The sequence below is a fragment of the uncultured Caldilinea sp. genome (assembly GCF_937128415.1).
Lineage (GTDB): Bacteria > Chloroflexota > Anaerolineae > Caldilineales > Caldilineaceae > Caldilinea.
In genome coordinates this window covers 29051-52220 of record NZ_CAKZMJ010000057.1, presented here as the reverse complement: position 1 = coordinate 52220, position 23170 = coordinate 29051, and the positions used below count along the sequence as shown (strand labels likewise).

General features: G+C 62.4%; 22 protein-coding genes. 7 read left to right on the top strand and 15 right to left on the bottom strand.

From position 1 onward, the window contains the following. Window positions 1–31 precede the first annotated feature (31 nt). The 8 genes from Q0367_RS09015 to Q0367_RS08980 all read right to left on the bottom strand — a co-directional run bounded on the left by Q0367_RS09015 (window position 32) and on the right by Q0367_RS08980 (window position 7980). Window positions 32–1108 (bottom strand): LacI family DNA-binding transcriptional regulator, encoded by a 1077-nt coding sequence (locus Q0367_RS09015; RefSeq protein ID WP_298981721.1) that lies wholly within the window; start codon window positions 1106–1108, stop codon window positions 32–34. Between the two features lie 104 nt (window positions 1109–1212). Further along, a complete protein-coding gene (locus Q0367_RS09010; protein ID WP_298981719.1) occupies window positions 1213–1992 on the bottom strand; it encodes an XdhC family protein in 780 nt (259 codons plus the stop codon). Further along, window positions 1989–2348 (bottom strand): XdhC family protein, encoded by a 360-nt coding sequence (locus tag Q0367_RS09005; RefSeq protein WP_298981717.1) that lies wholly within the window; start codon window positions 2346–2348, stop codon window positions 1989–1991. Before Q0367_RS09005 ends, Q0367_RS09010 begins: the two co-directional genes overlap by 4 nt. Beyond that, a complete protein-coding gene (locus Q0367_RS09000; protein WP_298981715.1) occupies window positions 2345–3130 on the bottom strand; it encodes a hypothetical protein in 786 nt (261 codons plus the stop codon). The genes Q0367_RS09005 and Q0367_RS09000 overlap by 4 nt, the downstream gene beginning before the upstream one ends. 84 nt (window positions 3131–3214) lie before the next feature. Beyond that, window positions 3215–3985 (bottom strand): class I SAM-dependent methyltransferase, encoded by a 771-nt coding sequence (locus Q0367_RS08995; protein ID WP_298981713.1) that lies wholly within the window; start codon window positions 3983–3985, stop codon window positions 3215–3217. 22 nt (window positions 3986–4007) lie between these two features. Continuing rightward, window positions 4008–4514 carry a hypothetical protein gene (locus Q0367_RS08990; RefSeq protein WP_298981711.1) on the bottom strand — a complete coding sequence of 169 codons (507 nt, stop codon included), beginning with the start codon at window positions 4512–4514 and terminating at the stop codon, window positions 4008–4010. Window positions 4515–4603: 89 nt separating this feature from the next. Then, window positions 4604–6352 (bottom strand): CHAT domain-containing protein, encoded by a 1749-nt coding sequence (locus Q0367_RS08985; RefSeq protein ID WP_298981709.1) that lies wholly within the window; start codon window positions 6350–6352, stop codon window positions 4604–4606. Between the two features lie 101 nt (window positions 6353–6453). Then, entirely contained in the window at window positions 6454–7980 is a 1527-nt protein-coding gene (locus tag Q0367_RS08980) for a carboxypeptidase M32 (RefSeq protein ID WP_298981707.1), read from the bottom strand. Window positions 7981–8248: 268 nt separating this feature from the next. On the opposite strand from Q0367_RS08980, the gene Q0367_RS08975 reads away from it, so the two are divergent. From Q0367_RS08975 to Q0367_RS08965, 3 genes are all read left to right on the top strand, one after another. Beyond that, window positions 8249–9217, top strand: coding sequence for a S1 RNA-binding domain-containing protein (locus Q0367_RS08975; protein WP_297635207.1), 969 nt, complete (start codon window positions 8249–8251; stop codon window positions 9215–9217). Window positions 9218–9415: 198 nt separating this feature from the next. After that, the gene (locus Q0367_RS08970) at window positions 9416–10153 is read left to right on the top strand and encodes an SDR family NAD(P)-dependent oxidoreductase (RefSeq protein WP_297635210.1); all 738 of its coding nucleotides are present in this window, start codon (window positions 9416–9418) and stop codon (window positions 10151–10153) included. 45 nt (window positions 10154–10198) lie between these two features. Next, complete coding sequence (locus tag Q0367_RS08965; RefSeq protein ID WP_298981705.1) at window positions 10199–11362, top strand: deoxyguanosinetriphosphate triphosphohydrolase; 1164 nt, start codon at window positions 10199–10201, stop codon at window positions 11360–11362. A 6-nt stretch (window positions 11363–11368) separates the two neighbouring features. Here Q0367_RS08965 and Q0367_RS08960 read toward each other — a convergent pair whose 3' ends face one another. From Q0367_RS08960 to Q0367_RS08930, 7 genes are all read right to left on the bottom strand, one after another. Next, window positions 11369–12598 (bottom strand): hypothetical protein, encoded by a 1230-nt coding sequence (locus Q0367_RS08960; protein WP_298981703.1) that lies wholly within the window; start codon window positions 12596–12598, stop codon window positions 11369–11371. A gap of 65 nt (window positions 12599–12663) precedes the next feature. Beyond that, window positions 12664–13737, bottom strand: a complete 1074-nt coding sequence (locus tag Q0367_RS08955) for a mannose-1-phosphate guanylyltransferase (protein ID WP_297635226.1) — start codon at window positions 13735–13737, stop codon at window positions 12664–12666. Between the two features lie 131 nt (window positions 13738–13868). Beyond that, on the bottom strand, window positions 13869–14951 hold the full coding sequence (gene dprA, locus Q0367_RS08950; protein WP_298981700.1) for a DNA-processing protein DprA: 1083 nt from the start codon (window positions 14949–14951) through the stop codon (window positions 13869–13871). Window positions 14952–14956: 5 nt separating this feature from the next. Next, window positions 14957–16387 (bottom strand): proton-conducting transporter membrane subunit, encoded by a 1431-nt coding sequence (locus tag Q0367_RS08945; protein WP_298981698.1) that lies wholly within the window; start codon window positions 16385–16387, stop codon window positions 14957–14959. Next, window positions 16384–17187 carry a hypothetical protein gene (locus Q0367_RS08940; RefSeq protein WP_298981696.1) on the bottom strand — a complete coding sequence of 268 codons (804 nt, stop codon included), beginning with the start codon at window positions 17185–17187 and terminating at the stop codon, window positions 16384–16386. The genes Q0367_RS08945 and Q0367_RS08940 overlap by 4 nt, the downstream gene beginning before the upstream one ends. Then, window positions 17187–18881 carry a hypothetical protein gene (locus tag Q0367_RS08935; RefSeq protein ID WP_297635237.1) on the bottom strand — a complete coding sequence of 565 codons (1695 nt, stop codon included), beginning with the start codon at window positions 18879–18881 and terminating at the stop codon, window positions 17187–17189. Before Q0367_RS08935 ends, Q0367_RS08940 begins: the two co-directional genes overlap by 1 nt. Window positions 18882–18973: 92 nt before the next feature. Next, window positions 18974–19897, bottom strand: a complete 924-nt coding sequence (locus Q0367_RS08930) for a R2-like ligand-binding oxidase (RefSeq protein ID WP_297635240.1) — start codon at window positions 19895–19897, stop codon at window positions 18974–18976. A 120-nt stretch (window positions 19898–20017) separates the two neighbouring features. Between Q0367_RS08930 and Q0367_RS08925 the strand changes: the two genes are divergently transcribed. The 4 genes from Q0367_RS08925 to Q0367_RS08910 all read left to right on the top strand — a co-directional run bounded on the left by Q0367_RS08925 (window position 20018) and on the right by Q0367_RS08910 (window position 23160). After that, the gene (locus Q0367_RS08925) at window positions 20018–20551 is read left to right on the top strand and encodes a glycine/sarcosine/betaine reductase selenoprotein B family protein (protein WP_297635243.1); all 534 of its coding nucleotides are present in this window, start codon (window positions 20018–20020) and stop codon (window positions 20549–20551) included. A gap of 63 nt (window positions 20552–20614) precedes the next feature. Further along, window positions 20615–20866, top strand: a complete 252-nt coding sequence (locus Q0367_RS08920) for a hypothetical protein (RefSeq protein WP_297635246.1) — start codon at window positions 20615–20617, stop codon at window positions 20864–20866. After that, entirely contained in the window at window positions 20863–21246 is a 384-nt protein-coding gene (locus Q0367_RS08915) for a hypothetical protein (protein ID WP_297635250.1), read from the top strand. Before Q0367_RS08920 ends, Q0367_RS08915 begins: the two co-directional genes overlap by 4 nt. Before the next feature lie 9 nt (window positions 21247–21255). Next, window positions 21256–23160, top strand: a complete 1905-nt coding sequence (locus tag Q0367_RS08910; protein ID WP_297635253.1) for an ABC transporter ATP-binding protein — start codon at window positions 21256–21258, stop codon at window positions 23158–23160. The last annotated feature ends 10 nt before the right edge of the window (window positions 23161–23170 follow it).

Sequence of the window (23170 nt, the reverse complement as noted above, 5' to 3'; positions counted from 1 at the left end):
CGTCATGCGGCACCCTCCTTGCGTTCTGACGCTAGCCACTCGTGACATTCTGGAGCGAGCTTCTCAGTCCGGCGCCGCAGCTCTCGCGCACAACTAGCTCGGCGCCGACGATCATGCGCACCGGTGGACTGGGACCCGCATCTGCTTCTTTCGGTGACCGTTCGGCCAACCGATCGAGAAGTCGCTGCGCAGCCAGTCGGCCCATGCGCCGCTTGAACACATGCACGGTCGTCAACGGCGGCGTACACAGCTCCGCCCAGCGGATGTCGTCAAAGCCGACCACCGCTAAGTCCTCGGGGACCCGTCGTCCCCTCTGGTTCGCCGTGCGAATGGCGCCGATCGCCATGGAGTCGTTGATGGCGAAGACCGCCGTGAGGCCCGGCCAGCTCTCCAGCGCCTCCGCCATGCTGGCTTCGCCGCTGGCGATGGTCGTTTCATTCGAACGGATCACCATCGGAGTCAGGCCGTGCATCTCCATCACCTGGCGGTAACCGGTCACCCGCTCCCGATTGCTATGCCATGTCTCCGGACCCGACAGACAGACGATGCGGCGATGTCCAAGGCCGATCAGATGTTGCACTGCGGTCGCAGCGCCGCCGGCGTCGTCCACAACGACGGCGTCCACGCTTGTCTGCGTCAGCGCATTGTCCACCAGCACCACAGGGGTGTCGCTGGCCAGCATGTGCAGGATGAAGGACGGCGCAATGTCCGGGCCGGCCAGAATCAGCCCGTCCGCGCGACGTTGCTGAACCACGGCGAAGCGCTGGGGGTGCGCCATCGTCTCGTCATCCAGGAGGGACAACAAAATATGGTACCCGTGCTGCGCAAGCTCTGCGGCTGCGCCCGCCATGATCAACGAATAGAACGGGTCGTCGTTGGAGACCTGCGGATGTTGATGCATGACGAATGCGATCGTCTCCGTGCGCGCCGTGGCCAGGTTGCGCGCCGCCACATCCGGCGCATAGCCTTCCTGCCGCATCAGCTCCAGAATCTGTCGCCGCAGCTCTGGGCTCACGCCGTCCTGATCGTTGAGTGCGCGCGAAACGGTTGCGACGGAAACGCCCAACCGCGCCGCAATCTCCTTTTGCGTAATTGCGCCTCGCTTCATGGGTTTCGCAAATATTACGTAATCGGTTACGTGGTGATTACTTAAAAGTTTAACGCAAAAAAGGGTGCTTGTCAATCCCCTCTTTTTACGTTTTTTGCGTTTTGCTAGGAGCGCTCTGGAGACTGTTTGCGGAGAACGGCGATGATCTCGGCCAGAATGGCGACGGCGATTTCGGCGGGAGTTTGCGCGCCGATGTCCAACCCGATCGGCGCATGGACGCGGTCAAACTTGTGACGGGGGATGCCGCGCTCGCGTTCGAGCAGCTCGTAGACGGCGCGAACGCGTCGGCGACTGCCGATCATGCCGATGTAGGCCACCGGATCATCCAACACTTCGAGCAACAGATCGACGTCGTATTGGTGGCCGCGGGTGACCAACACAATGCAGGTGTTGGGATCAAAAGTGGGACGATCCCCGCGCAGCTTGCGCAGCTCCTCCCGGAATGGACCGGCGATCACGCGATCGGCGGTGGGGAAGCGTTCACGGTTGGCGTATTGCGGACGATCGTCCAGCACCGTCACCGAAAAATCGCAGAGAGAGGCCATCACCGCCAGCGGCGCCGCCACATGGCCGGCCCCGGCGATGATCAGGTGATAAGGCTGAGGTTGCACCTCAACGAAAAGTGTGATGGCGCCTGCTTCGGTGCGATAATCCAGCCGGGCGTGACGTCGTTCGCGCAGGGCGGTGCGCGCCTCCTCCAGGAGCCGGGGCTGCAGGTCGCGGAGCTGCAGGTCGCCCAGCGGAGTGCGTTCATCGAGCCAGACCACGAGGTGCCGCCCAAGCGCAGGCAAGAACTCGCCCGTCGCCTGGACGACGCTGACAAGGGCGACTGCCTCTCGACGCTCGGCGGAGGCCGCCAGCGCGGCTGCGATGGCGCGCATCATACCTCGGCCTGCACCGGATTGTTCTGGGCTTCCGTTTCCTCCGGCCCCCACCGCTCGATCAAGACGTCCAACACGCCGCCGCAGACGCCCATGCTCTGCATCGAAATCGGCTCCGTCAGGTCGACGCGCACGAGGCGCGGCTGTCCATCGGCGATGACGTCGAGGCCGGCGCGGATCACCTCCGCCTCGCCGCAGCCGCCGCCGACCGTGCCGACATGCTTGCCGTAGGGGTGGATGATCATCTTTGCGCCGACTTCGCGTGGGGTCGAACCCTTGACCTGGACGATCGTCGCCACCGCCACGGTCAGACCTTCATCCAGGAACTGTTGAAGTTGACAATAAAAAGGTTTCGTCATAAAGGCGATGCGCAATGAGAAGATGCACTGGAAGATTGCTGCGTTGCAAGCACCGGGCCGTCCAAACAAAGCACTTTGCCTGCATGCTCACATGCGCCGCAGATGCCGATGGCGCAGCGCATGTAGGCCTCCCAGCTGCATTGACAGGGAAGAGAAGCCCGCTGCGCCGCTGCTTCGACGGCCTGCAGCATGCCATGCGGCCCACAGGCGTAAACGCCGTCGATCTCGCCGCGCTCGATAAGCGGCCTCAACGCATCGGTCACGCGACCAGGCTGGCCTCGGCTTCCGTCTTCGGTGGTCACCCGGATCGTCAAGGCGCCCGGCGGCGTCGAGGCGCGTAGCTGCTCGAAGCGGTCGATGTATAAGAGATCGTCCCGTGTACGCGCGCCGACGATCGCCGTCACTTGTGCGCCCTCGGCAAGTTGCCGCTGCGCCAGCCAGAGCAAGGGCGCCACGCCGTAGCCGCCGCCGACGAGCGCCGGCCGCCGTTGTTCGGGGAGCGCGCAGAAGCCATGGCCAAACGCCCCGCGCAGCCAGAGTCGGTCGCCGACCTGCAGCTCATGCACCAGCCGGGTGAAGGGGCCGACCGCCGTGATCATGAGCGTCACCGGGTCGGCGTTCACCAGCGAAAAGGGTTTTTCGTCGAACCGCGGCAGCCACGCCATCACGAACTGGCCAGGCGCAGCCTCCAGGCGGGCGTCGAAGACGAATGTTTTGGTGCGATAGTTGTCGACCTCGATGGCAACAATGCGACAGGGCGTCGGCAGCGTGAAACGACTCATAGCCAGGTTATGCATGATCCAGATTATGCATGATGAGGGCAGGGGCTTCCAAACGGAAGGCTGCGCAGGGTGCGTTCGGCGCCGCTACCGTCGGTCGTCCAGAACGGCCACGAAGATGATCGTCGGCGGGATATGGCGAAGGGCGGAGAGCGGATCGTCGTAGGGCCAGATTTCGTCCAGCATCTCCTCCGGGGGCGACGGCTCCAGCAGACGCAGCAGGCGGAAACCGGCCTGGTTCAGCATGTCGATCCATTCGCCGATCGTGTGGTGATAGGAGCGCATCCACACGCCGGTGTCGTCGAACCTCCAGGTCATCGGCGTCGAGTCGAAGTAGCTGCGCGCCGGATAGAGGGTGACGTCGTCTTCCTCTGGGTCAAAAAAGCAGTCTCGAAAAGGGTGATCGAGGCTGAAGACAAGGCGCCCCTGCGGGCGCAGCACGCGCGCGCATTCGCCCAGGCAGCGCGGCATGTCGGCGACGTATTGGAACGCATATGCGCTGAAGACGACGTCCCACTCCCGGTTGCGGAAGGCGCTGAGGTCTTCCGCCGTCCCCTGGACGAACTCGACCGCAACGCCTTCTTGCGCCGCCAGCTTACGAGCGTGCTCGAGTTGAGCGTCGCTCAGGTCGAGGCCGGCGGCGATGGCGCCTTGTTTGGCGAAGGCGATGCTGCATTGGCCGCCGCCGCAGCCCACTTCGAGGATGCGCAGCCCCTTCACGTCGCCGAGCAAACGCAGGCGATTTTCCGGCGGCGCCCACGGACCGTAGTGTGCACTGTCGGTGGGGATGGCGTGGCGCTGCTGATAGTGAGCGGCGATTTGATTCCAGGCGGCGCGCATTTCGATTCGAGGCTTCATACGGGCGCTCAAGACACAACGCTCAATAATTGACCACCGGCGCAAACAGGAAAGGCACGATCGAACAAAAACAGCTCAGGGCGAAAGCAATCAGCCCAAGGATCAGGAAGAGATTGGCGGCGGAGCGATCTTCTTGCGCCGGCTTGTTTCGATAGACAAAGTAGAGCACGATGCCGACGATTGGCACCAGGAAAGAGAGCACATAAAAGACAATCTTGAGCCCCGGGGAAAGCTCCGGCTGGACGCCGCCGAATCCTACGCCGGCCTGCACCTGCGGCGCGGGGGCGTCGAACTGACGCCCGAGCGAAGGATCGACCGACGGCGGTGGAGCCGACCTCGGCGGTTGCGCTGGAGGAGACGGCGGAGTGGCCGGCACCCAGTTTTGCGTAGCGGGATCGTAGTAGTTCCACTGGCCGGTCTCCCGAGCCTTGGCCCACCATCTCCCTTGCTCGTCCTGGATCATCAGGGCGCGCAGCGCTTCGTCAAATTCCTGCTCGGAGATGGCGCCGGCCTGGAATTGCAGTTTCAATTCAGCATACCTTTGGTCAACTTCACTGAAGGTCATGGCGTTTTCCTTTCGCGTTGCGTGGGTGATTGTATTTTCGCGCTGGCGTATTCCTACGATCCGCGAGGCAGAGAGGGAGGACGCTCCTGGCCTGAGTTGCGCCCCGTCTCCGGTTTTTCAGCGCCGCCGGGCAGCGTCGGCGGGCGCGCAGGAGGGAGATGCGGCGGCTGCGCCTGACTCGTCGGGTCAGGCGGCAATGCAGGCGGACGCGGCGGAGCGCCTACGGCGCGCAGCGCATGGTTATACATGGCCGGCGCGTCTTTGTAGGAGGGCGCTTCGGCAAGAATGGCCCTGGCCAGCTCGAGCACCTGCCGCCATTTCTGCTCCGCATAGGCGCTAACCAAACGCCGGTAGTGGTCGGCGAGCCGCTCCTGCAGCTTCGACTGCTGCCAGAGAACCATGATGTCGCGATAGCCCGGGGAACGGTCGTTGCAGAGTTTGAAACAACGATTGGCGTCGACCCATCGTTCCGCGCGCATATGTTCAACGGCTTGCTGATACAGCTCTTCCGCCGTGCGGTCGGCGCTCTGCCATCGATCTTTGAGCCAGTCAGGCAGTCGTCGGATGACTTCTCCCGCGCCGGACGACAGAATGGCGCGCAGTTGAACCAGGTCAACGTCGAGATTGCCCATCGTCGACGCAACGACTTCTTGTCGCAGCGCCTGGGTGTGCGCGTCGCCGGTCGTCGGCTTCAGGTCGAAAAGCACGCCGTCGGGCGCGCGCAGGTACAGCACCGGCGTCGCCCATTCGCCGCTGTCTTCAAAGCGCGCCCAAACGTGGCGTCGCGCGCTGGTCATGGCGGCGTCTACAGGCAGGCCCACTGCGATGGCGCTGTAAAATTCGCTCGCAAAAGGAATGGCGACGACGTCGCTGATGCTGAACTGCATGGCGACGACCGCCGGCGTCCCCTGCGCCAGCAGGCTGGTCGCCACGCCGGCGGACGGGTTGTTGAGATCGCCGACGGCGCCTTCGCATGCGTTGATCAGCGCCAGGCGCACGGTGCGGCGAAACGCCTGGCCTAAACGGGCGGCGCCGACCGGCGTCGCCGTTCCATCGTCGCTTTCAAAGAGGAGATAGCCCGCCTTGCTCCCCTCCGGCTCTTCCAGATAAGCGCCGTGCCCCATGAAATGAAAGATGTGGTAGTCGCGCTGGGCGAGCAGCGTCGTCACAGCGTGCAGGGTGTTGGCCGGCGCCCAGTCAATCTCCACCATGCGGGCGGCGATCAGTCGCTCCAGGCTGGCCTCAAGGCCGGCGCGTTCGCGCGCAACGTCGAGCGGCTCCAGGTCGCGCGGGCTGCAAGCCATCGCCAGGATGCGCAACGGCGGCTCCACCTGCAGCGTGCGCACCGGCTCCGGAGTCTGAAGATAGCGGACGACCGTCAGGTCGGGCGAGAGCGCCAGGAAAAAGCGGCGCTCCGGGTGGTAGAGAAATTCCCAGGGCAGGCTGGAGAGCTCAGGCGCGCCGCTCAGGTCGAGACGCAAACGCACGCCCTGCTCGCTCGTCAGGGCGTGCGCGTCCAGCGTTGCGTCCAACTGATGCAGCGCTGCGCCGGAAAACATGGCGGCGAAAAGGGCGCGGCCTATCTCCTGCGCAAGAGCGTCTGCGCTTTGCCTGGAGGAGCGACGCGCCGGCTGGGGGCCGCGCGTCGCTTCAGCGATGTAATACTTGAGCTGATACTCCTCAAAAGGCGCCTGAAAGGCGGTCTGCACGCGTCGACCGTCGGGGGCGCGCAAGGTGGCCGTATAGCCGGAAGGGCTGCGCGTCACCGAAATATCGAGGTCGACCAGCGTGCGAGAAGCCATGCTCGAAGCGACGGAAATCCTGACAGAGTGGGCAGCGTTATGGGCGAGACATCACTTTTTTCATCATAACACAGTCGTCAAGTTTAGAAAACACCCTAAATTCAACCTTCCAAAGAGCCGTAGATCTCGCCATACTTGGTGCGCAGATAGGTGAGATAAGGCTCCAGCGTCAACGGTTGGCCGGTCACGCGGCGAAGCAGCTCATCGGCGGTGTAGCGGGCGCCGTGGCGATAGATGTTCTCGCGCAGCCAGGCGTGAAGCGTCGTGAAGCAGCCCTGGCCGATCTCTGCTTCGATCTGGGGATGGGCGTCGAGGGCGGCGGCGTAGAATTGCGCCGCCATGATGTTGCCCAGGGCGTAGCTCTGAAAGCCGCCGCCGATGGGGCCGGCGAACCAGTGGACGTCCTGCATCACGCCGTCGCGATCGTCCGGCGGGCGCACGCCGAGGCTCTCTTCGTAGCGGGCGCCCCATGCTTCCGGCAGATCGGCGATCGACAATCTGCCTTCAAGCAGCTCAAGCTCCAGGTCGAAGCGAATGATGACGTGCAGGTTGTAGGTGACCTCGTCGGCCTCGGTGCGAATGAGTGAAGGCGTCACGCGGTTGATGGCGCGATAGAAGGTTTCGAGATCGACGTCGGCCAGTTGCTCCGGGAAGGTCGCACGCAGCGCCGGATAATAGTGCTCCCAGAAGCGTCGACTGCGGCCGACGAGGTTCTCCCACAGCCGCGACTGGCTCTCGTGCACGCCGAGCGAAGCGCCGGCGTCGAGCACGGTGGCGTCGTACGCCTCGTCGATGCCCAACTCGTAGAGCGCGTGGCCGGTCTCATGCATGGTGCTAAAGAGCGCGTTGGCGAGGTCGTGCTCATCGACGCGGGTGGTGATGCGCACATCGTCGTGGGAGAATTTGGTCATGAAGGGGTGATGGGTTTCATCCTGGCGGCCGCGTTTGAAGTCGTAGCCGAAGGCGGCGGCGATGCGCTCGCCAAAGGCGAGCTGTTGCGGCTTGGGATAGTGGCGACGCAGGAAAGCGGCGTCCACCTGAGGGCGCTCGGCGATGACGGCGACCCAGGACGTCAGCGTCCGGCGCAGCGTTTCAAAGAGCGGGCGGAGGGTCGCCACCGTCATGCCCTCATCCGCCATGTCGATCAGCGGGTCGGCGATGTGAGCATGGCCAGGGAAAAACTCCGCCATCTGTCGGCTCAGGACGAGCGTCTGTTCCAGGCAGGGTTGCACGCGTTTGAAGTCATTGGCGGGGCGCGCTTCGGCCCAGACCATGTAGGTATTGGCGACATGCTCTGTGAACCGGGCGGCGAACGCGGCCGGGATGCGCGTGGCGCGCTCATAGACTTTGCGCATTTTGCGATAATGCGCCGCCTCCACACTGTCAGGGGGCTGAGAAGCAAACCACGGCTCCAGGCTGTCAAGCAGGCGGCCGATGGCAGGATCGGTGCGCCGTTCATGCGCCAGGCGTTCGAGCAGCGCTGACTGACGGGCGCGCGCAGCGCCTCCCGCCGGCGGCATATAGGTCGCCTGATCCCAGTGCAGCAGGGCGGCTGCGCCTGTCAGATCGTAAATTTCTCGCCAGCGCGCTTTCAATTCATTCCATTGGGTTTGTTGGGCGGCGTCCACTCTGACTCCTACTTGATAGATAGGGTTGATAAGGTTTTGCAATCAAATTGATTATAACAGGTGTGCAGCGAAGCGTTGTTTATGCCGCGCCTCTGATCTGCTGCGCGCTCTTTTCGCCTTTCCAAAGTCTCTTGCTTTGGCGTTTCTAGAGAACAGAAGGTATACTTGAACAAATTATCGAAAAATTTTGCATGATTTGAATCGAATCCAAAATCGGTGAATGGAGGCGCACAGAGGCGGCGCCGGTAGTGTTCGGGAGGACATGGAAATGAGCGAGCAAGAATTGATTCACAGCGAAGAGGTCAGTGCGCCGACGCTGGAAGGACAGTCAGACCTTCCTGGAGCGTCGGAACCTCTTGCAGAAACGTCGTCGCCTGGCGCAGCTGCGGTGCACAGCCGCGGAGAGTCGCCGCAGACGACAACGAATGTTTCGCAGTCCGACGCTGCGACTGCGGAGGAAGGCAGGCGGGTTGTCAAGCTGCTGCGCGAAGGGCAACAGATCCAGGGCAAAGTCAAGCGCATCACCGAATTTGGCGCTTTTGTCGATATCGGCGTCGGCCGCGATGGTTTAATTCACATTTCCGAGCTCTCGACCACCCGAGTGGCGAAAGTGACCGATGTCCTCCAGGAAGGCCAGGAAGTCACCCTCTGGATCAAGAAACTGGATCGCGAGCGCAACCGCATCAGCCTCACCATGATCGAGCCGGGCAAACGCACGATCCGCGATTTGCAGGTCGGGGAAGTGCTGGAAGGCACGGTGACGCGTCTTTTGCCCTACGGCGCCTTCGTTGACATCGGCGTCGGCCGCGACGCCCTCTTGCACGTGCGCGAAATGGCGGATGGTTTCGTCGCCAAACCCGAAGACGTCGTCAAAGTCGGCGATACGATCGAGGTGCGCATCCTGGAGATCGCGCGACGGCGCAATCGCATCGACTTGACCATGAAAGGGCTGCGACCTGAGCCTGAACCGCCGGCGCCGGTCGCCGAGGAAAAAGCGGCGCAGCCAGAGCCGGCCGCTGCGGAAGAGCCGGAGGAGGAATTTGAGGACAAATTCGCCCATCTCGAGGGGCTCACCGCCATGCAGCTGGCCTTTCTGCGTGCACAGGAGCGCAGCGGCGTGACGCTGCTCGGCGCAACGAAAAACAAGAAGCACAAACGCAGTCAGGCGGCCAAAAAGCGAGCAATCCAGGACGAGATCATTCAGCGCACGCTCAGCACCCAACAGGGGAAAAAATAGCCTTTCGGCCTTCTCGATTTGGCGGTGAGTTTTTCCTGCGACAAGGCGGTGCGGGCGAACGACGCAGTCTCTCCAAAGTGTGGCGTCCCAAACAGGGTGACGGTTGCTCCGTCACCCTGTTTTGTTGTGACTGCTCGAATGGTTACAATTTGAATGACTCAAAAGCCAAAGCGAATCGGCGATCACTCTTGACAGGAAATGATGATGGACATTCAAGGCAAAGTGGCGTTAGTGACAGGGGGAGCGACGCGCGTCGGGAAGGCGATCACGCTGATGCTGGCCGGCGCGGGCGCAAACGTTGTGATCAACTACAACCGATCTGCGCAAGCTGCAGCCGAGACAGAGGCGGAGGCGCGGGCATTGGGCGTCGATGCATTTGCGATTCAGTGCGACGTCTCTGACTGGACGGCGGTGCAGCGCATGGCGCGCGCCGCCATCGAGCGCTTCGGCGGCGTCGACATCCTCGTCAACAGCGCAAGCGATTTTACGCAGACGCCTGTTCCCACCACCGAGATGGACGCCTGGCATCGCGTCACGCGTATTTCGATCGATGGGACGTTTTACGTGACCAACGCGTTGATCCCTTCCATGCAGGCGCGGGGCGGCGGCGCCATCGTCAACATCATCGATCTTTCGGCGTGGCAGCCGTGGCGTCGATTCACTGCGCACGCCGTCGGCAAGGCCGGCATGCTGGCGTTGACGCGCCAGTTTGCGCTGGAGCTGGCGCCGACGATCCGCGTCAACGCCCTGGCGTCCGGTCCGGTGTTGCCGCCGGACAATCATCCACAAGAAAGCATCGAGCGCGTCGCCAACCGCACGCTCCTCAAACGTTGGGGCACGCCCGCCGACGCCGCCAACGCAGTGCGCTATCTGATCGAGGCGGATTTCGTCACAGGCTCCGTGCTGGTCGTGGACGGCGGGGAGCAGCTTACGTGAAGGCAAGGCCGAGTGAAATCCGCCCTCTATGGGGAGGAGTCCGTCATGATTGTCACCAGACAAGAACTCGAAGCGCGTGAAGCTCAGACGTTGGCGCCCTATGCGATGCGCAACAGCGCCAGCCGAGGCCGCCGCTATCCCGAATCGCCCCATCCCTACCGCCTGGACTTTCAGCGCGATCGCGACCGCATCATTCATACAACGGCCTTTCGACGGCTGGAGTATAAGACGCAGGTCTTTGTCTATTCCGAAGGCGATCATTATCGCAATCGGCTCACGCACAGCATCGAGGTGGCGCAGATCGGTCGCACGCTGGCGCGCACGCTGGGATGCAATGAAGACCTGACGGAAGCGATCTGCCTCGCCCACGACCTAGGACATCCGCCCTTCGGTCATGTCGGCGAAGAAACGCTCCATCGCCTGATGGCGGAGCACGGCGGCTTCGATCACCAACGCCAGACCTATCGCATCCTCACCGAAATCGAGCGCCGTTACCCTGACCACCCCGGCCTCAACCTCACGTATGAAACGCTCGAGGGCGTCGTCAAACATGACACCGACTACGACGTGGTCGATGCACGCGACTATCATCCCGAGGAACGTGGGACGCTGGAGTGTCAGTTGAGCAACCTGGCCGATGAGATCGCGTACAACACGAGCGATTTGGACGATGGACTGCGCAGCGGCATCCTCGATCCAGAGCAGGTCAAATCCCTGGCCATCGCTCGACGCACCCTGGATTCTTTAGGCCTCGGCCTGGACGCCGACCTGCGCAGCGACCTCGTGCGCTATCGCTTTATTCGGCGCCTGATCGGGATCGAGGTCAGCAACGTAATTGCAGCGACCTCGCGCAAGCTGGAGGAGTTCGCCATTGGCTCGGTCGAGGATGTGCGCAAGGCGGCGGAAAACATGGCCTGTTATTCGCCTGCGCTCGCTGCAGAAAATCAAGAGCTCAAACAGTACCTGTTCCAGCATTTCTACCGGCATCATCGCGTCGTGCGGATGGCGGTCAAGGCGACGCGCACCCTGACGCAGCTTTTTGAGGCCTACATCAACGAGCCTCGTCAGTTGCCGGATGAAATTCAACGACGCGCCGCCTCATCGGCGGAAGGGTTGCATCGCGTGGTCTGCGATTACCTGGCCGGCATGACCGACCGGTACGCCATTCAGGAATATCGGCGGCTCTACGACATCGAGGTGCGCGCCTGAGACCCATCAAACCTTTTTCTTGAGCTCCAGTTTCATCTCCAGGCGCTCAAAGATGCCATCTCGATACGCGACGTCGACAATTTTGCAAAGCAGCAGAAACTGTCGCGTCTCCAGTTGCAGCACGGTGTTCGGCTGCGCCACGATGGGCCCGAGGCGATCTTTCTCTCGCTCGAAATGTTTGCGCAGGTGGGTGTCGGCGTATTCGCTCAGAATGATGCGCCCGACAGTGGAGAGGTTTTTGTCATCAGATTTATCGAAGAGATAGACCTCCATCGCCACGACCTGGTCGGGATCGTTGTTGAGCATGCCGTGCCGTTCACTGACGCCGACGCCGTATTCGCCCAAATACAGATCTCCCTGTGGGCTGGGAATGTTGCGCGCCCAGTCAAGCTGTTGAGAGCCCGCCACATATTTCACATCCAGCTCATCGATGGTGGGGTACCGTTCCACGCGGGCGCCGGGCGGCGCCCAGCCTCCCATGACCGGCGCAGCAGGCTGCCGGACGTCCGGCGCAGCGCGTTGCAACCCTTCGTCGCTCGTCGCCGTTTCCTCCGCTTCGGCGTCGTCAACCCGAGCGCGGCCGGGGAAAGGCGCAGGCGCGGCTACGGAGGGAGCGATTGTCTGCGCACTGCTGCGCATGGACGCCGACGCGCTCGAAAACGGCGAAGAAAGCCCTTCTTCCTCTTCGTCGAAAGGCGCGACGTTAGCGGCTGCAGGGGGACGCACCGGCGGAACTGCGGCGGGGGCACTGGAAACCGCCCTATAGCTTGTCACGGGGACGCGCGTCGAAGATGCGTTGAAGGCGGAGTGAACATCGCTCGATTCCAACGTGGGTCGAACCTCGGCCTTTTTGGGGCGTGCTTCGGAGGCGCTTTGCTCCAAAGGTCCGACAACTGTCGTTTGTGCGCCTCGCCATTGTAAAGCGCCTTGCTGATACAGCCACACCAATGCACCGGCGCCGGCCGATGCAACCAAAACACCAAGAGCAATTAGAAAGAGGTTGGCTCCATTCCCGGCGTCGCCGGTCGCTGCGACTGCAGAGACAGGAGGCGTCGAGATGACGGCCGTGGAAACGTCTGTCTTCGCTCCTCTCTCCGCCGGTTGCCAGACCCAGCCGACCAGAAGGCCCAGCACAAGGCCAGCTGCGACGCCGATCAGCATCCATGTCAGCTCTCTTTCGGTGAGTCGTATCTCCTTGAAGCGTTCCAATCTTGACTGTATGGGCTGTATTGACATGTGGCGATTCCTTTCCGCAGCTCCGACAAACGCTCCGCAAAACGCGCCGCAAGACGTCGTCCGGCCTACAGGAGCTCGGTGCGTCCCTGTGCGCGCAACTGTTCCACGACTTCTTTGACGCGCTGCATGTTGCCTTTGTCGCCGATCAGCAGCGTGTCGCCTGTATCGACGACCACCAGGTTGTTGACGTTGATGAGGACGACCAGTCGTTTATCACTGTATACAATATTGTCTCGGCTGTCCAGAAGCAAAACTTCCCCGCGTGCAATCCGGTTGCCGGATTCGTCCTGCTCGAGCACGGTCTCCAGCGCATCCCAGCTTCCGACGTCGTTCCAGCCCGCCTTGAGAGGAACCACAGCGACCTTTTGCGCGCCTTCCATGATGGCGTAATCGATGCTGATGCTCGGCATCTCCTGCCAGACTGTTTCCAGCACTTTCTGCGCATCGGGCGTGTCGAGCGCCGCGTCGATCTGTTGCAGCCGCGCATAGATTTCCGGCGCTTGACGGGCGAATTCGTTCAACATGACGTCGACGCGACTGACAAAAATGCCGCCGTTCCAGTAGTAGCCGCCATCGGCCAGAAATTGTTCGGCGGCGGCGCGATTGGGTTTTTCTAAAAAACGCTCCACGCGATACGCCGGAACGCCATCGGCGATCGAAAGCAATTCCCCGCGTTTGATGTATCCATAGCCGGTGTGCGCAAACGTCGGCTCGATCCCCAAGGTGACGATGAAGCCTTTTTGCGCCACGTCGGCGGCGCGACGCAACGCCGCCCGAAATCGATCGCCGTGCAAAATCACATGGTCGGCGGGCAAGATGACCATCACGGCGTTCGGGTCCTTGCGTCGAAGGTGCAACGCGGCCAGGCCGATGGCGGGCGCGGTGTTGCGGCCGCTGGGCTCGACGATCACATGTTGCATCGGCATTTGCGGCAGCTGTTCTTTGACCAGTTCAACGTACGCGGGCCCGGTCACCACAAATAGCTTATCGTTGTCGACCAAACCTTCGAGCCGCTGTGCGGTCTCCTGAATCATGGTGAAACCGCTGCCGGTGATGTCGCTGAACTGCTTTGGCCGGTTTTCACGGCTGCGCGGCCACAGGCGCGTGCCGACGCCGCCTGCCAGAATCACTGCATACATACGCCTGACTCCTCATGATGGTTGAGTCCGTTACGGTTCCAGTGCGATCGGTTCAACTGGATTCGATGGACAGCCCGGATAAGCCCTTGTGAGCTTTGTCCGGCGCGCAGCCCAGCCTGGACGTGCGCCGCTCAGGCGCGCACATAAGAGAGCGCGCCGCTCTGGTGCACCATGCCTTTCAGCTCCATCAACGCCAACAGGCTGCTCACCTGACCGGCGTTCAATCCGGTCTTGCGCACCAGGTCATCGATGTGCGTAGGTTCATGCGACAGATGTTGGAGCAGCGCCGCTTCCGCCGGATCGGCGGGCACGCTCTCGCGCAGCGCACAGTGGTCAACGACGCGGCTCATGTTGAGCTGTTCCAGCACGTCATCGACGGAGAGGAGCGGCGTCGCCCCTTGTTGAATCAGCAGATTGCAGCCAACGCTGCCAGGGGAGAGAATGTTGCCCGGCACGGCGAACAGATCGCGTCCTTGTTCGACGGCGAATTGCGCCGTGATCAGGGCGCCGCTGCGCTCCCCGGCCTCGACAATGATCACGCCTCGGCTCAGGCCGCTGATGATGCGATTGCGCGGGGGAAAATTGCTGGCGTCCGGGCGAACGCCCAGCGCGTATTCACTCACGAGCGCGCCCTGGCCTGCGATCGCCTGCGCCAGCCCCCGATTTTGAGGAGGATAAATCTGGTCGACGCCGCTGCCGAGCACGGCGATCGTCCGCCCGCCGGCGTCCAGCGCGGCGCGATGGGCCACGGTGTCCACGCCCAAGGCCAGGCCGCTGACCACAGTGACGCCGGCGCGCGCCAGCTCGCTGCTCAGAACGCGCGCCACTTCGCGACCGTAGGCGCTGGCGTGACGCGTGCCCACCACGGCCACGGCCCATTCATCCTGGCTGAGGAGCCGCCCACGCACGTACAGCACGGGCGGCGAACCTTCGATGGTGCGCAAAGATTCGGGATAGCCGGGATCGTCCCATGTCAGCACCTCGACGCCGGCGTCTAGGGTGCGCTGCAATTCCATCGCCGGATCGAGCGTGCGGCGCGCCTCCAGGAAAAGCTCAATCGTGCGTCGATCCAGCCGCGCCGCTTGCATCTGTTGAATCGAGGCGCGCCACGCCGCTTCGATCCCTCCGCACACCTCGAGCAAGGCTGCAAGGCGCACCGGCCCGATGCCCGAAACTCGACTGAACGCGATCCAGTAGCCCTTGCTGTCCACCATTTTGCTCATCCAAATGCAGTCAGGATGCGCTCCAGGAGGGCGCTGAGCAATTGGGGAGAAGTCGCCACGATCAGCGTCACAATCAAAGCGCCCAGCGCCGTTCCCACGTTGAGTGCGCTTTCACGCATCGTCAACGGGGCGTCCTGCATGCCAAACATCAGGCGCGCCAACCGTACAAATCCCAGAATGGCGCCCACGGCGGCGAGCAAGATCGCCATCGCCAGCCGCCAGTCGAAGAGCGCCAGCGACTGCAGGGCCGCCCAGTGTCCTGCAAAGCCCGCGGTCAGCGGAAAGCCGACCAGGCCCAGCCCCCCCAGCAGCACCGCTGCACTGCTCCACGGCATGCGCAGACCGACCGCTCGCAGGCGCTGCATCTCCAGTGAGCCAACCTGACGTTCGAGCGCAATCAGCCCAACGGCGCCTGTCATCATGCTGATGATGCGGAGCGCAAACAAAAACAGCACAAGCGTCCAGCTCTGCAGCCCTGGCGCCGTCATGGCGAGAATGATCAATCCCCAGTCATGAATAGCCGCATACCCCCATAACCTGCCCGCATGGGTTGCGCCGATGGCGGCGACTCCTCCCCAGATGGCGGTCAACAGGCCCAACGCGCTCATCCACACCGACCAGTCGGTCTGGCGAAAGATAAAGGGATAGAGGTTGAGCGCCTGCGCCGCCAGATACAAGACGCCCAGTTGATAGAAGAGGGCGACGAGCAACGCAGCCGCAGGCGGCGAGCTTTCGCTGCTGGCCGACCAGGCGCCATGCAACGGGAAGGGCGTCAGCAAGATCAGGATGCCCAGCCCGATCAAGGTTCCCGCCGTTTGCATCAGCGCCAGGTCCTGAGGGTTCAACGGAATCTGTTCAAGCCACCAACCGCCGGCAAAAAAGAGCGGCGTCGCCAGCACCGGCGGCGTCAACAAGCGCAGACCGGCGCTCGCTTCTTTCTGGCGGCCACCGTGGAGCACGTAGATGCTGAGAGCCGTCAACATGACGAACAGGACAGGCGCAATCACGATCGGCGTCGTCGGCGCGTTGACCAGAAGCGCAAGCGCGCTGTAGCCGGTCAGCAACAGCCACACCTGGGCCGGGAAAAGAGCGTCATGGGCGTGCAGCGCGCCGAGCAGCAACGCCAACGCGGCAAGCAGCAGATAGGCGGCCAGGACGGGTGTGTTCGCCGCGCGCAGCTGCAGAAAGTAGCCCGAAAGAGCCAACGGGGCTTCGAGATCGACGTTCACTCCAAAGGGCAGAATCCAGATCGGAAGGCTCATATTGAGCGACCAGATCCACGCCGCCAACAACGCCGCCGCACCGGCGCCGACGATCGCAACGAGACGCGGCCATGCGCTCAGGAGAAAACTGGCGGAGGCGGCTGCGATGAAAAAGACAAACAGCAAGGGAAGAAACGGCAGGCCGACGGGTTCAATCGGGTTCATACACCCTCCTTGGCCGAGGCTCCTGCGCCGGGAGAGGAGGCGATTTTCAGCGTCTCGGCAGCCTCTTCGATGCCGGAAGGCCGGCGAGGACGGATGACCCTTCCTGGGAAGAGGCGCGATGGGCGAGGCTGCGGCGCCGCAGTCGGTTCAATAGCCTGCGCTGATCTTCTTGCGGGCGCCGTCTGCCATCTCGAAGTTCGCACAGGTTGCGCCAACATGGCGTAGGCGCAGCCGAGCGCCAACAAAATTTGTGCGATCCCCACCAGGACGGCGAGGCCAGAACCCGGCAGAAGCACAGCGGCGATGTTTTGCGCCACCGCCGTCAGCAACAGCAATCCGATTCCCGTGGAGAAGGGCGCTGCAGAAAGGCCCAGCAGCAGGGCGCTGCACAGGCCGATCCAGATCAACAGATCGGTTTCAACCCGAGTGAAGATGGGCAGCGCAACGCCGGGATCGAGCATCCACCAGGCGCCTGCCAGAAAACCCAGCGCAAGCAAGCGCAACAGCCAGTTGCCATGCGGATGGGCGGTGGCGCCGGGGCGATGGAGGTAGGCCGAAAGCCCCAGGAGCAGAAGCGAAACGAGCGAAGCCAACCACTGCGCTGCAGTCACCGCCGGAGCAGGCTCATGCAAAGCTGCGGCGAGACTGCTGACGCCCAACAGGATCGTCGCAGCGCCGGCGATCGCCCAACGCCAATCCCAGATCAAAACAAGGCTGGCGACCAGGGCGGAGAGCAACAAAATGCCGGGACCGTTCGCCAGCAATGTCCCGACGGCGGCAAAAATCGAAGAAGATGCCATCAGCGCACCAGTAACATCCCCAGGAAAAAGAGGGCCAGAAACCAGCCGAAGTAGCCGGCGCCCTCCACCACGCGCAATCCGCTGGCGCCCACTTGAGCGCCCCGATCGATCCCCCAGAGCATGAGGTTAAAGAACCACTCCAGCTGACTGACGCGGCTGATGCGGTGCGGCAGGGCGCCCAGGTGAGGCCAGATGCGCGGATGCAACCAGACCAAGCCGAAGCCGATCACGAGAGACATCCCCAGCACCGTCCACACTTCCCCGCCCGCAACGACATTAGGCGGGTTGCCCAGTGAAGGATCGATAGTGTTGGGAATGGCGACCAGCGTCTCGGTGAAGCGCGGCAGCAGACCCGCGACCGCCAGCGGCAAGCCCAACAACAGACAGGCGGCCAACAATTTTAACAGATAGCTGTTGGGGAGGTCGGTGGAGGCGGTGTATTCTCCTCCCCAACTGCGCAACACCGCCGCAATCAGCATGCCCTGTGCCATGACATAGACAAGCAGAGCGGGCCAGTACGCCGGGCCTTCCGTCAACAGGCGAGCAAGCGCCGGCTGCATCAAAAATCCCGGCGTAAACGGCAAGCCGGCCAGCGTGAGCGCGCCGACGCTCACAGGAACCTGCCAACCCCAGGCGCGCCAGACTTGATCGCCCACCAGCCAGAGTGCGCCTCCCAGGGCAAAAGCGGTCAACGGCCACATCATCGAAGCCGGGCCGGGCGCCTGCCCCAGAACGCCGGCGAGCGCTGCGACGCCCGCCGAAGTGATCAAGACAAATGTGGCGTAATGGGCGTGATCTTGCGCCGTATACGCCGCCAGTGCAGAGACAAAGGCCGCCAGCGCAATCAAAAAGAGCATCGCCGGCGTAAACAGCTGCTCTGCGCCGCCCAGTCGCAGCGTTTGCCCCATCAGCCACAAGCCGCCAAGCACGGGCGTCATATGGTCCAGCAATCGCTCGGAAAGATTCAGCGCGCGCGTTGAACGCGGCAACAGCCACAGATGGAGCGGATAGAGGCCGGCGCGAATTCCCGCAGCCAATAAAAGCAACGTCTGCGTCTCCGGCGGGACGACGCCTCCGATCAGCTCCTGCGCTAATCCCGTTGGCCCGGCGGGCAGGATGGCGATGAACAAAAACATGGCGCCGATCAGGCTCAGGACCTGCGCCTCGCTGGAGCGAGCGCGCTCGGCCAGCGAAGCGCCGCCGACAGGTTCAACGGCCAGGCGCAGGAGAATGATGACGTCCAGAAAGACCCATGTCAACAGCACCGTCAGCAGGTTTCCACTCTGCACGAAAAGCAGGCTGGCGGCGATGATGCTCAGATCGGTGGCAAGCACCCCGTGCAACCGGGGCAGGCTTCTGCCGTCGGGCGCGCGCGTGCGGTTGAGCAAGACGCCCAAACCGCCGAGCAGCAAAATCAAAGCGCCGATGTAATAGTTCCAGCCGTCCGCCACCCAGTACAGATTGGCGGCGCTTTGCAAAAGAGGCTGCCAGGGATGGCCGAAGGTCGGCACGACGACTGTGAACTGGAGGGCAATGTAAAGGAGCCCGGCGCCTCCTAAGAAACCGAGCGCGATCCAGGTCAGCCAGCCAGGGCGTCGGATCCACCTTCCGAGCCCAAGCTCTACGGCGGCGCCGGTCAACAACAGCAGCGGCGGCCCCACCGGTGAGACGAGCAACGAAACGAACGTAGTCACAAACGGCAATGATACCACATGTCGCAATGTCCGAAGAAAATGACGTCGAGAAGAGGAGCTTTTGGAGTTGCGCCCCGGAGCCATCCGTCCTGCTAGGCATCATCCAGCTCGATGGAGCGATCGGTTATACGGTCGATCTCTTCCAGAGAGGCGCCGCGCGCCCTCTCGATGCGCTCCAGCCGCTTTTGAAACTGCACCAGCGCGTAATTGGCGAATTCGCTTTCGTCGAGACCAAACGGCATCGTTTCATAAGAGCCAAAGATGTCGGCGACGACGCCGAGCGCCGGTCGCAGCAGGTCGTTCATCGTCTCCTCGGCGACCTCCCACAGCCGGTCATCCGCTGCGATCAGCCGGGAAATCAGATGGACGCCGTAGGCGATATGGCGCGATTCATCCTGCTTCAACAGACGAACGCCGCGGCACGTTCCCGGCATCAGACCGTTGCGCTCCAGCGCCGTCAGGTAGGCGTGGTAGCCGGTTTCGGCCAGCACGCCCTCCACGATCATGTTGTAGGTCACCGATGCGCGCACCTGCGCCGCCGGCGATGGATCGACGAGCAGGCGCTGCATCGCCGTCGGCAGCGCCTCATACACAATGGCGCGATAGCTCGGCGTATGAAAATGCGATAGGTCGGTCTGGGCGCCGACGACCTCATCCAAAAAGCGACGAAAGAAATCCGTGTGCTTGGCTTCTTCAAAGAGAAAGGTGGTGAGATACATCTCCTCTTCCAGCCGCCCTTCGCCGGCGACCGTCAGCAGCAGGGGCAAAATGTCGCCCGTGACCGCCTCCTCTCCCGCCTGAAAGAGCGAGGTCAAATGGAGCAGCACTTCTTGCTCCAACGCCGAAAGACGGCGCCAATCGACAATGTCTTGGCTGAAATCGAGATCGCTAGGATTCCAGATTCCAAAACGTTTGGCCTTTTCAAAGAGGCGCATCGGCGGCGTCTGACGGTTGAGCCCGGCCGTCGTCGTGATGAAGGACGCATGAACACTGGAAGATGGGGCGCCGGAGACCATCCAAACCTCCTGTTGAACAAAGATGAACTGGACTTTTTCCATTGTACGGGGCGAACGGAATGTGCGTCAAATGGAATCGGGCATTCTGGTGAAGTCGCGCAACAGGGCTATACTGGGTTTATGAGCGAACACAAAACCTGGTTTGAGCGAATCATGAATCGCTTCTATGCGATTCCCTCTGTTGCACAGCTCTGGGCAAGTCGCGCTGCACAACGCAGCGCAACTCTGGTTGCGGAAGACGGTTCGATCCCTTTCACCCGACTCAGCAAACCGCTTTCGGCGGCGCGCGGCGTCCTCATTACGACCGGCGGCGTTCATCTGAAGACGCAGCCTCCCTTCGACATGGAAAATCGGGACGGCGACGCCTCCTATCGAGAGATTCCCGACAACGTTGCGCTCGATGAGATTACGATCACGCACAAGTATTATGATCATCGCGACGCGGACGCCGACCTGAACGTGATCTTTCCGTTGGCGCACTTTCATGAATTGGTGCGTCAGGGCGTCGTCGGGTCGCTGGCCTCCCGACACTTCGGTTTTATGGGGCACATCGAAGGCGAGCAGCTTGCAGCCTTAATGCAGCGCAGCGCGCCGGAGGTGGCGGCGAAGCTGCGCGCCGAAGGCGTCGATTTCGCTTTCCTGACGCCCGCCTGAGGGCTTTGCAATCGGTCCGTGGGACTGATCGCACGCACACTCGAACGAGCAGGCATCGCAACGGTGAGCGTTTCTCTGGCGCGTGACCTGACCGAAGCCGTCGGCGCGCCGCGCGCAGTTTTCGTGAAGTGGCCGCTCGGTCATCCGTTGGGCGAACCACATGCGCCGCTGCAACAACGCACGGTGATCTTCCGGGCGCTGTTGCTTCTTGTCACCGCCTCGCAGCCGGGCGTCATCGAAGACCTGGGCTTGCGCTGGCGTCGCGAGGTCTACACAGAGCCAGACTGGTCAAAATTAGAAGGAATAGAACCATGAGCCGTCGTTCTCGGCGAGACGCCGCCGACGCCCCCAAACCTCAGTTGCGCTGGGAGGCAGCGCTCTTCGCTTTCGCCACCAACATGTTGCTGGTGACCGTGCTGACCGGTTTCGTGCAGACCATGCCCCTGCCGATAGAATTTGAGGTTCTGGCCACGGTGGGGGGGCCGCTGCTGGCGGGCGCGCTGACTGCGTTCTACGCCCGCTACCGCGGGGGCATGCACGCCTTTTTAGGGGGCATGTTGAGCGTCTTGCCGCTCACCTTCTTCATCTTTCAGGGCAACTGGCAGCCAGCGCTCTACGCCGGCGCCTTCTGCACCATGGGCGGCGCGCTGACCGAGGTGGTGCAGCGCCGTTTTCAGCGGACACGCAAAACCTGAGAACGGCTCATGCGCGACGGCGGCTGGTGGCGATTCGTTACATTTGAGGAGTCATCGCAGCAGCGACCGATCCTCGATCGGCTGCTGTTGCGTCGCGTCTTTCGGTATGCGCGTCCCTATCTGGGCGCTATTCTGATCGTTCTGATCACGATCACCGTTTCTTCGTTGCTTGGCCTGGCGCCGCCGCTGATCTACCGCGAGCTGATCGACGAGGTGCTGCCCAATCGCAACCTGCATCTCCTCAACTCTCTGGCGCTTGCGCTCTTCGCCATTCCGCTGGCGTCGGGCGCGCTGGGGGTGCTTCAGCGCCACTACAGCGCCAAGGCGGGCGAGGGGATCATCTATGACCTGCGCAATGAGATGTTTAGCCATCTCGGCCGCATGTCGATGCGCTTTTTCACCAACACGCGGTCGGGCGAAATTGTGAGTCGCTTCAACAACGACGTCGTCGGCGCCCAGAACGCCATCACCGGAACGATCCCTGAAATTTTGACCAATGTGGTGACGCTGGTCTCCACGTTGATCGTGATGATCAGCATCGAATGGCGACTGGCGCTCCTCTCGGTGGCCGTCTTGCCGCTCTTTCTCTTACCGGCGCGGCGCGTGGGGCTGATTCTGCGCAAAATTCGTCGGCAGGCGCTGGATTACAACGCCGCCATGAGCAGCCAGATCGCCGAGACGTTGTCCGTCAACGGCGCCCTGTTAATGAAAACCTTCAACCGCCTGCCTCAAGAGGAGCTGCGATTCAGGCAGCTCAGCGGAAACGTCCGCGACATCGGCGTCCGGCGGGCGGAGGTGGCGCAATTGTTCTTCATGGGGCTGGGGTTGGTCGGCGCCGTCGGCAGCGCATTGGTTTACTGGGCCGGCGGCTGGATGGTGCTGAACGATGCGCTGACGGTCGGCACGATCGTGGCCTTCACCGCCTATCTTACCCGACTTTACGGCCCAATCTCGGCGTTGACCAACGTGCAGGTCGAGTTTGTGACTGCACTGGTGAGCTTTGAACGCGTCTTTGAGTATCTCGATCTTCCGCTTGAGATTCAGGAGCGCGCCGACGCCGTGCGCCTGAACCACGTGGAAGGACGCATTCGCTTCGAGGACGTGTGGTTTCACTATCAGGAGCCGCTCATCGACGAGGCGCTGAGCGATGCACAAGAATCCGGCGGCGCTGCGATCGGCGACGGAGAAGGCCTTGTCGAAAGGCCTGCTATGTACCGGGCCGCGCTCCAGGGTGTTTCCTTCGAGATTGAGCCTGGCTCGTTGACGGCGCTTGTCGGGCCGAGCGGCGCAGGCAAGACGACGATCATCTCCCTGCTGCTGCGACTCTATGACCCGACGCAGGGGCGCATCACGCTGGATGGCTACGACCTGCGCGACCTGACGCTCGATTCCATTGCGCGCCACTTTGGCGTCGTCAGCCAGGAAACCTATCTCTTCCACGACACGATTCGAGCCAACCTGCTCTACGCCAAACCGGACGCCACGCAGGCGGAGCTGGAGGCCGCCTGTCGCGCGGCCAACATTCGTGAGTTGATCGCCTCGCTGCCCGACGGCTACGACACCGTGGTCGGCGAGCGCGGCCATCGGCTCAGCGGGGGCGAAAAACAACGGCTGGCCATCGCCCGCGTTATTTTGAAAGACCCGCGCATCCTGGTGCTCGATGAGGCGACCTCCCATCTCGATTCTCAGAGCGAAGCGCTGATCCAGGAAGCGCTGCAGCCGTTGTTGCGTGGGCGCACCAGCGTGGTGATTGCCCATCGTCTCTCCACAATTCTGGCCGCGGATAAGATTGTCGTCATCGACAAAGGGCGCGTCGTCGAGCAGGGGACGCACCATCAATTACTCGCCAACGGCGGCCTCTACAGTGCGCTGTATGAAACGCAGTTTCGTAGCCAGCTCGCAGAACCGACCTGAAAAATCCCCA

Bases quoted from the DNA above. Each gene is read 5' to 3' on its own strand.
- Q0367_RS09005 (WP_298981717.1), bottom strand. From the start codon at position 2,348: ATGACGAAACCTTTTTATTGTCAACTTCAACAGTTCCTGGATGAAGGT.
- Q0367_RS08910 (WP_297635253.1), top strand. From the start codon at position 21,256: ATGCGCGACGGCGGCTGGTGGCGATTCGTTACATTTGAGGAGTCATCG.
- Q0367_RS08960 (WP_298981703.1), bottom strand. From the start codon at position 12,598: ATGTCAATACAGCCCATACAGTCAAGATTGGAACGCTTCAAGGAGATA.
- Q0367_RS08940 (WP_298981696.1), bottom strand. From the start codon at position 17,187: ATGGCATCTTCTTCGATTTTTGCCGCCGTCGGGACATTGCTGGCGAAC.
- Q0367_RS09015 (WP_298981721.1), bottom strand. From the start codon at position 1,108: ATGAAGCGAGGCGCAATTACGCAAAAGGAGATTGCGGCGCGGTTGGGC.
- dprA (WP_298981700.1), bottom strand. From the start codon at position 14,951: ATGGTGGACAGCAAGGGCTACTGGATCGCGTTCAGTCGAGTTTCGGGC.
- Q0367_RS08970 (WP_297635210.1), top strand. From the start codon at position 9,416: ATGATGATGGACATTCAAGGCAAAGTGGCGTTAGTGACAGGGGGAGCG.
- Q0367_RS08925 (WP_297635243.1), top strand. From the start codon at position 20,018: ATGAGCGAACACAAAACCTGGTTTGAGCGAATCATGAATCGCTTCTAT.
- Q0367_RS09010 (WP_298981719.1), bottom strand. From the start codon at position 1,992: ATGATGCGCGCCATCGCAGCCGCGCTGGCGGCCTCCGCCGAGCGTCGA.
- Q0367_RS08985 (WP_298981709.1), bottom strand. From the start codon at position 6,352: ATGGCTTCTCGCACGCTGGTCGACCTCGATATTTCGGTGACGCGCAGC.
- Q0367_RS08995 (WP_298981713.1), bottom strand. From the start codon at position 3,985: ATGAAGCCTCGAATCGAAATGCGCGCCGCCTGGAATCAAATCGCCGCT.
- Q0367_RS08975 (WP_297635207.1), top strand. From the start codon at position 8,249: ATGAGCGAGCAAGAATTGATTCACAGCGAAGAGGTCAGTGCGCCGACG.
- Q0367_RS08930 (WP_297635240.1), bottom strand. From the start codon at position 19,897: ATGGTCTCCGGCGCCCCATCTTCCAGTGTTCATGCGTCCTTCATCACG.
- Q0367_RS08965 (WP_298981705.1), top strand. From the start codon at position 10,199: ATGATTGTCACCAGACAAGAACTCGAAGCGCGTGAAGCTCAGACGTTG.
- Q0367_RS08915 (WP_297635250.1), top strand. From the start codon at position 20,863: ATGAGCCGTCGTTCTCGGCGAGACGCCGCCGACGCCCCCAAACCTCAG.
- Q0367_RS08945 (WP_298981698.1), bottom strand. From the start codon at position 16,387: ATGAACCCGATTGAACCCGTCGGCCTGCCGTTTCTTCCCTTGCTGTTT.
- Q0367_RS08955 (WP_297635226.1), bottom strand. From the start codon at position 13,737: ATGTATGCAGTGATTCTGGCAGGCGGCGTCGGCACGCGCCTGTGGCCG.
- Q0367_RS09000 (WP_298981715.1), bottom strand. From the start codon at position 3,130: ATGAGTCGTTTCACGCTGCCGACGCCCTGTCGCATTGTTGCCATCGAG.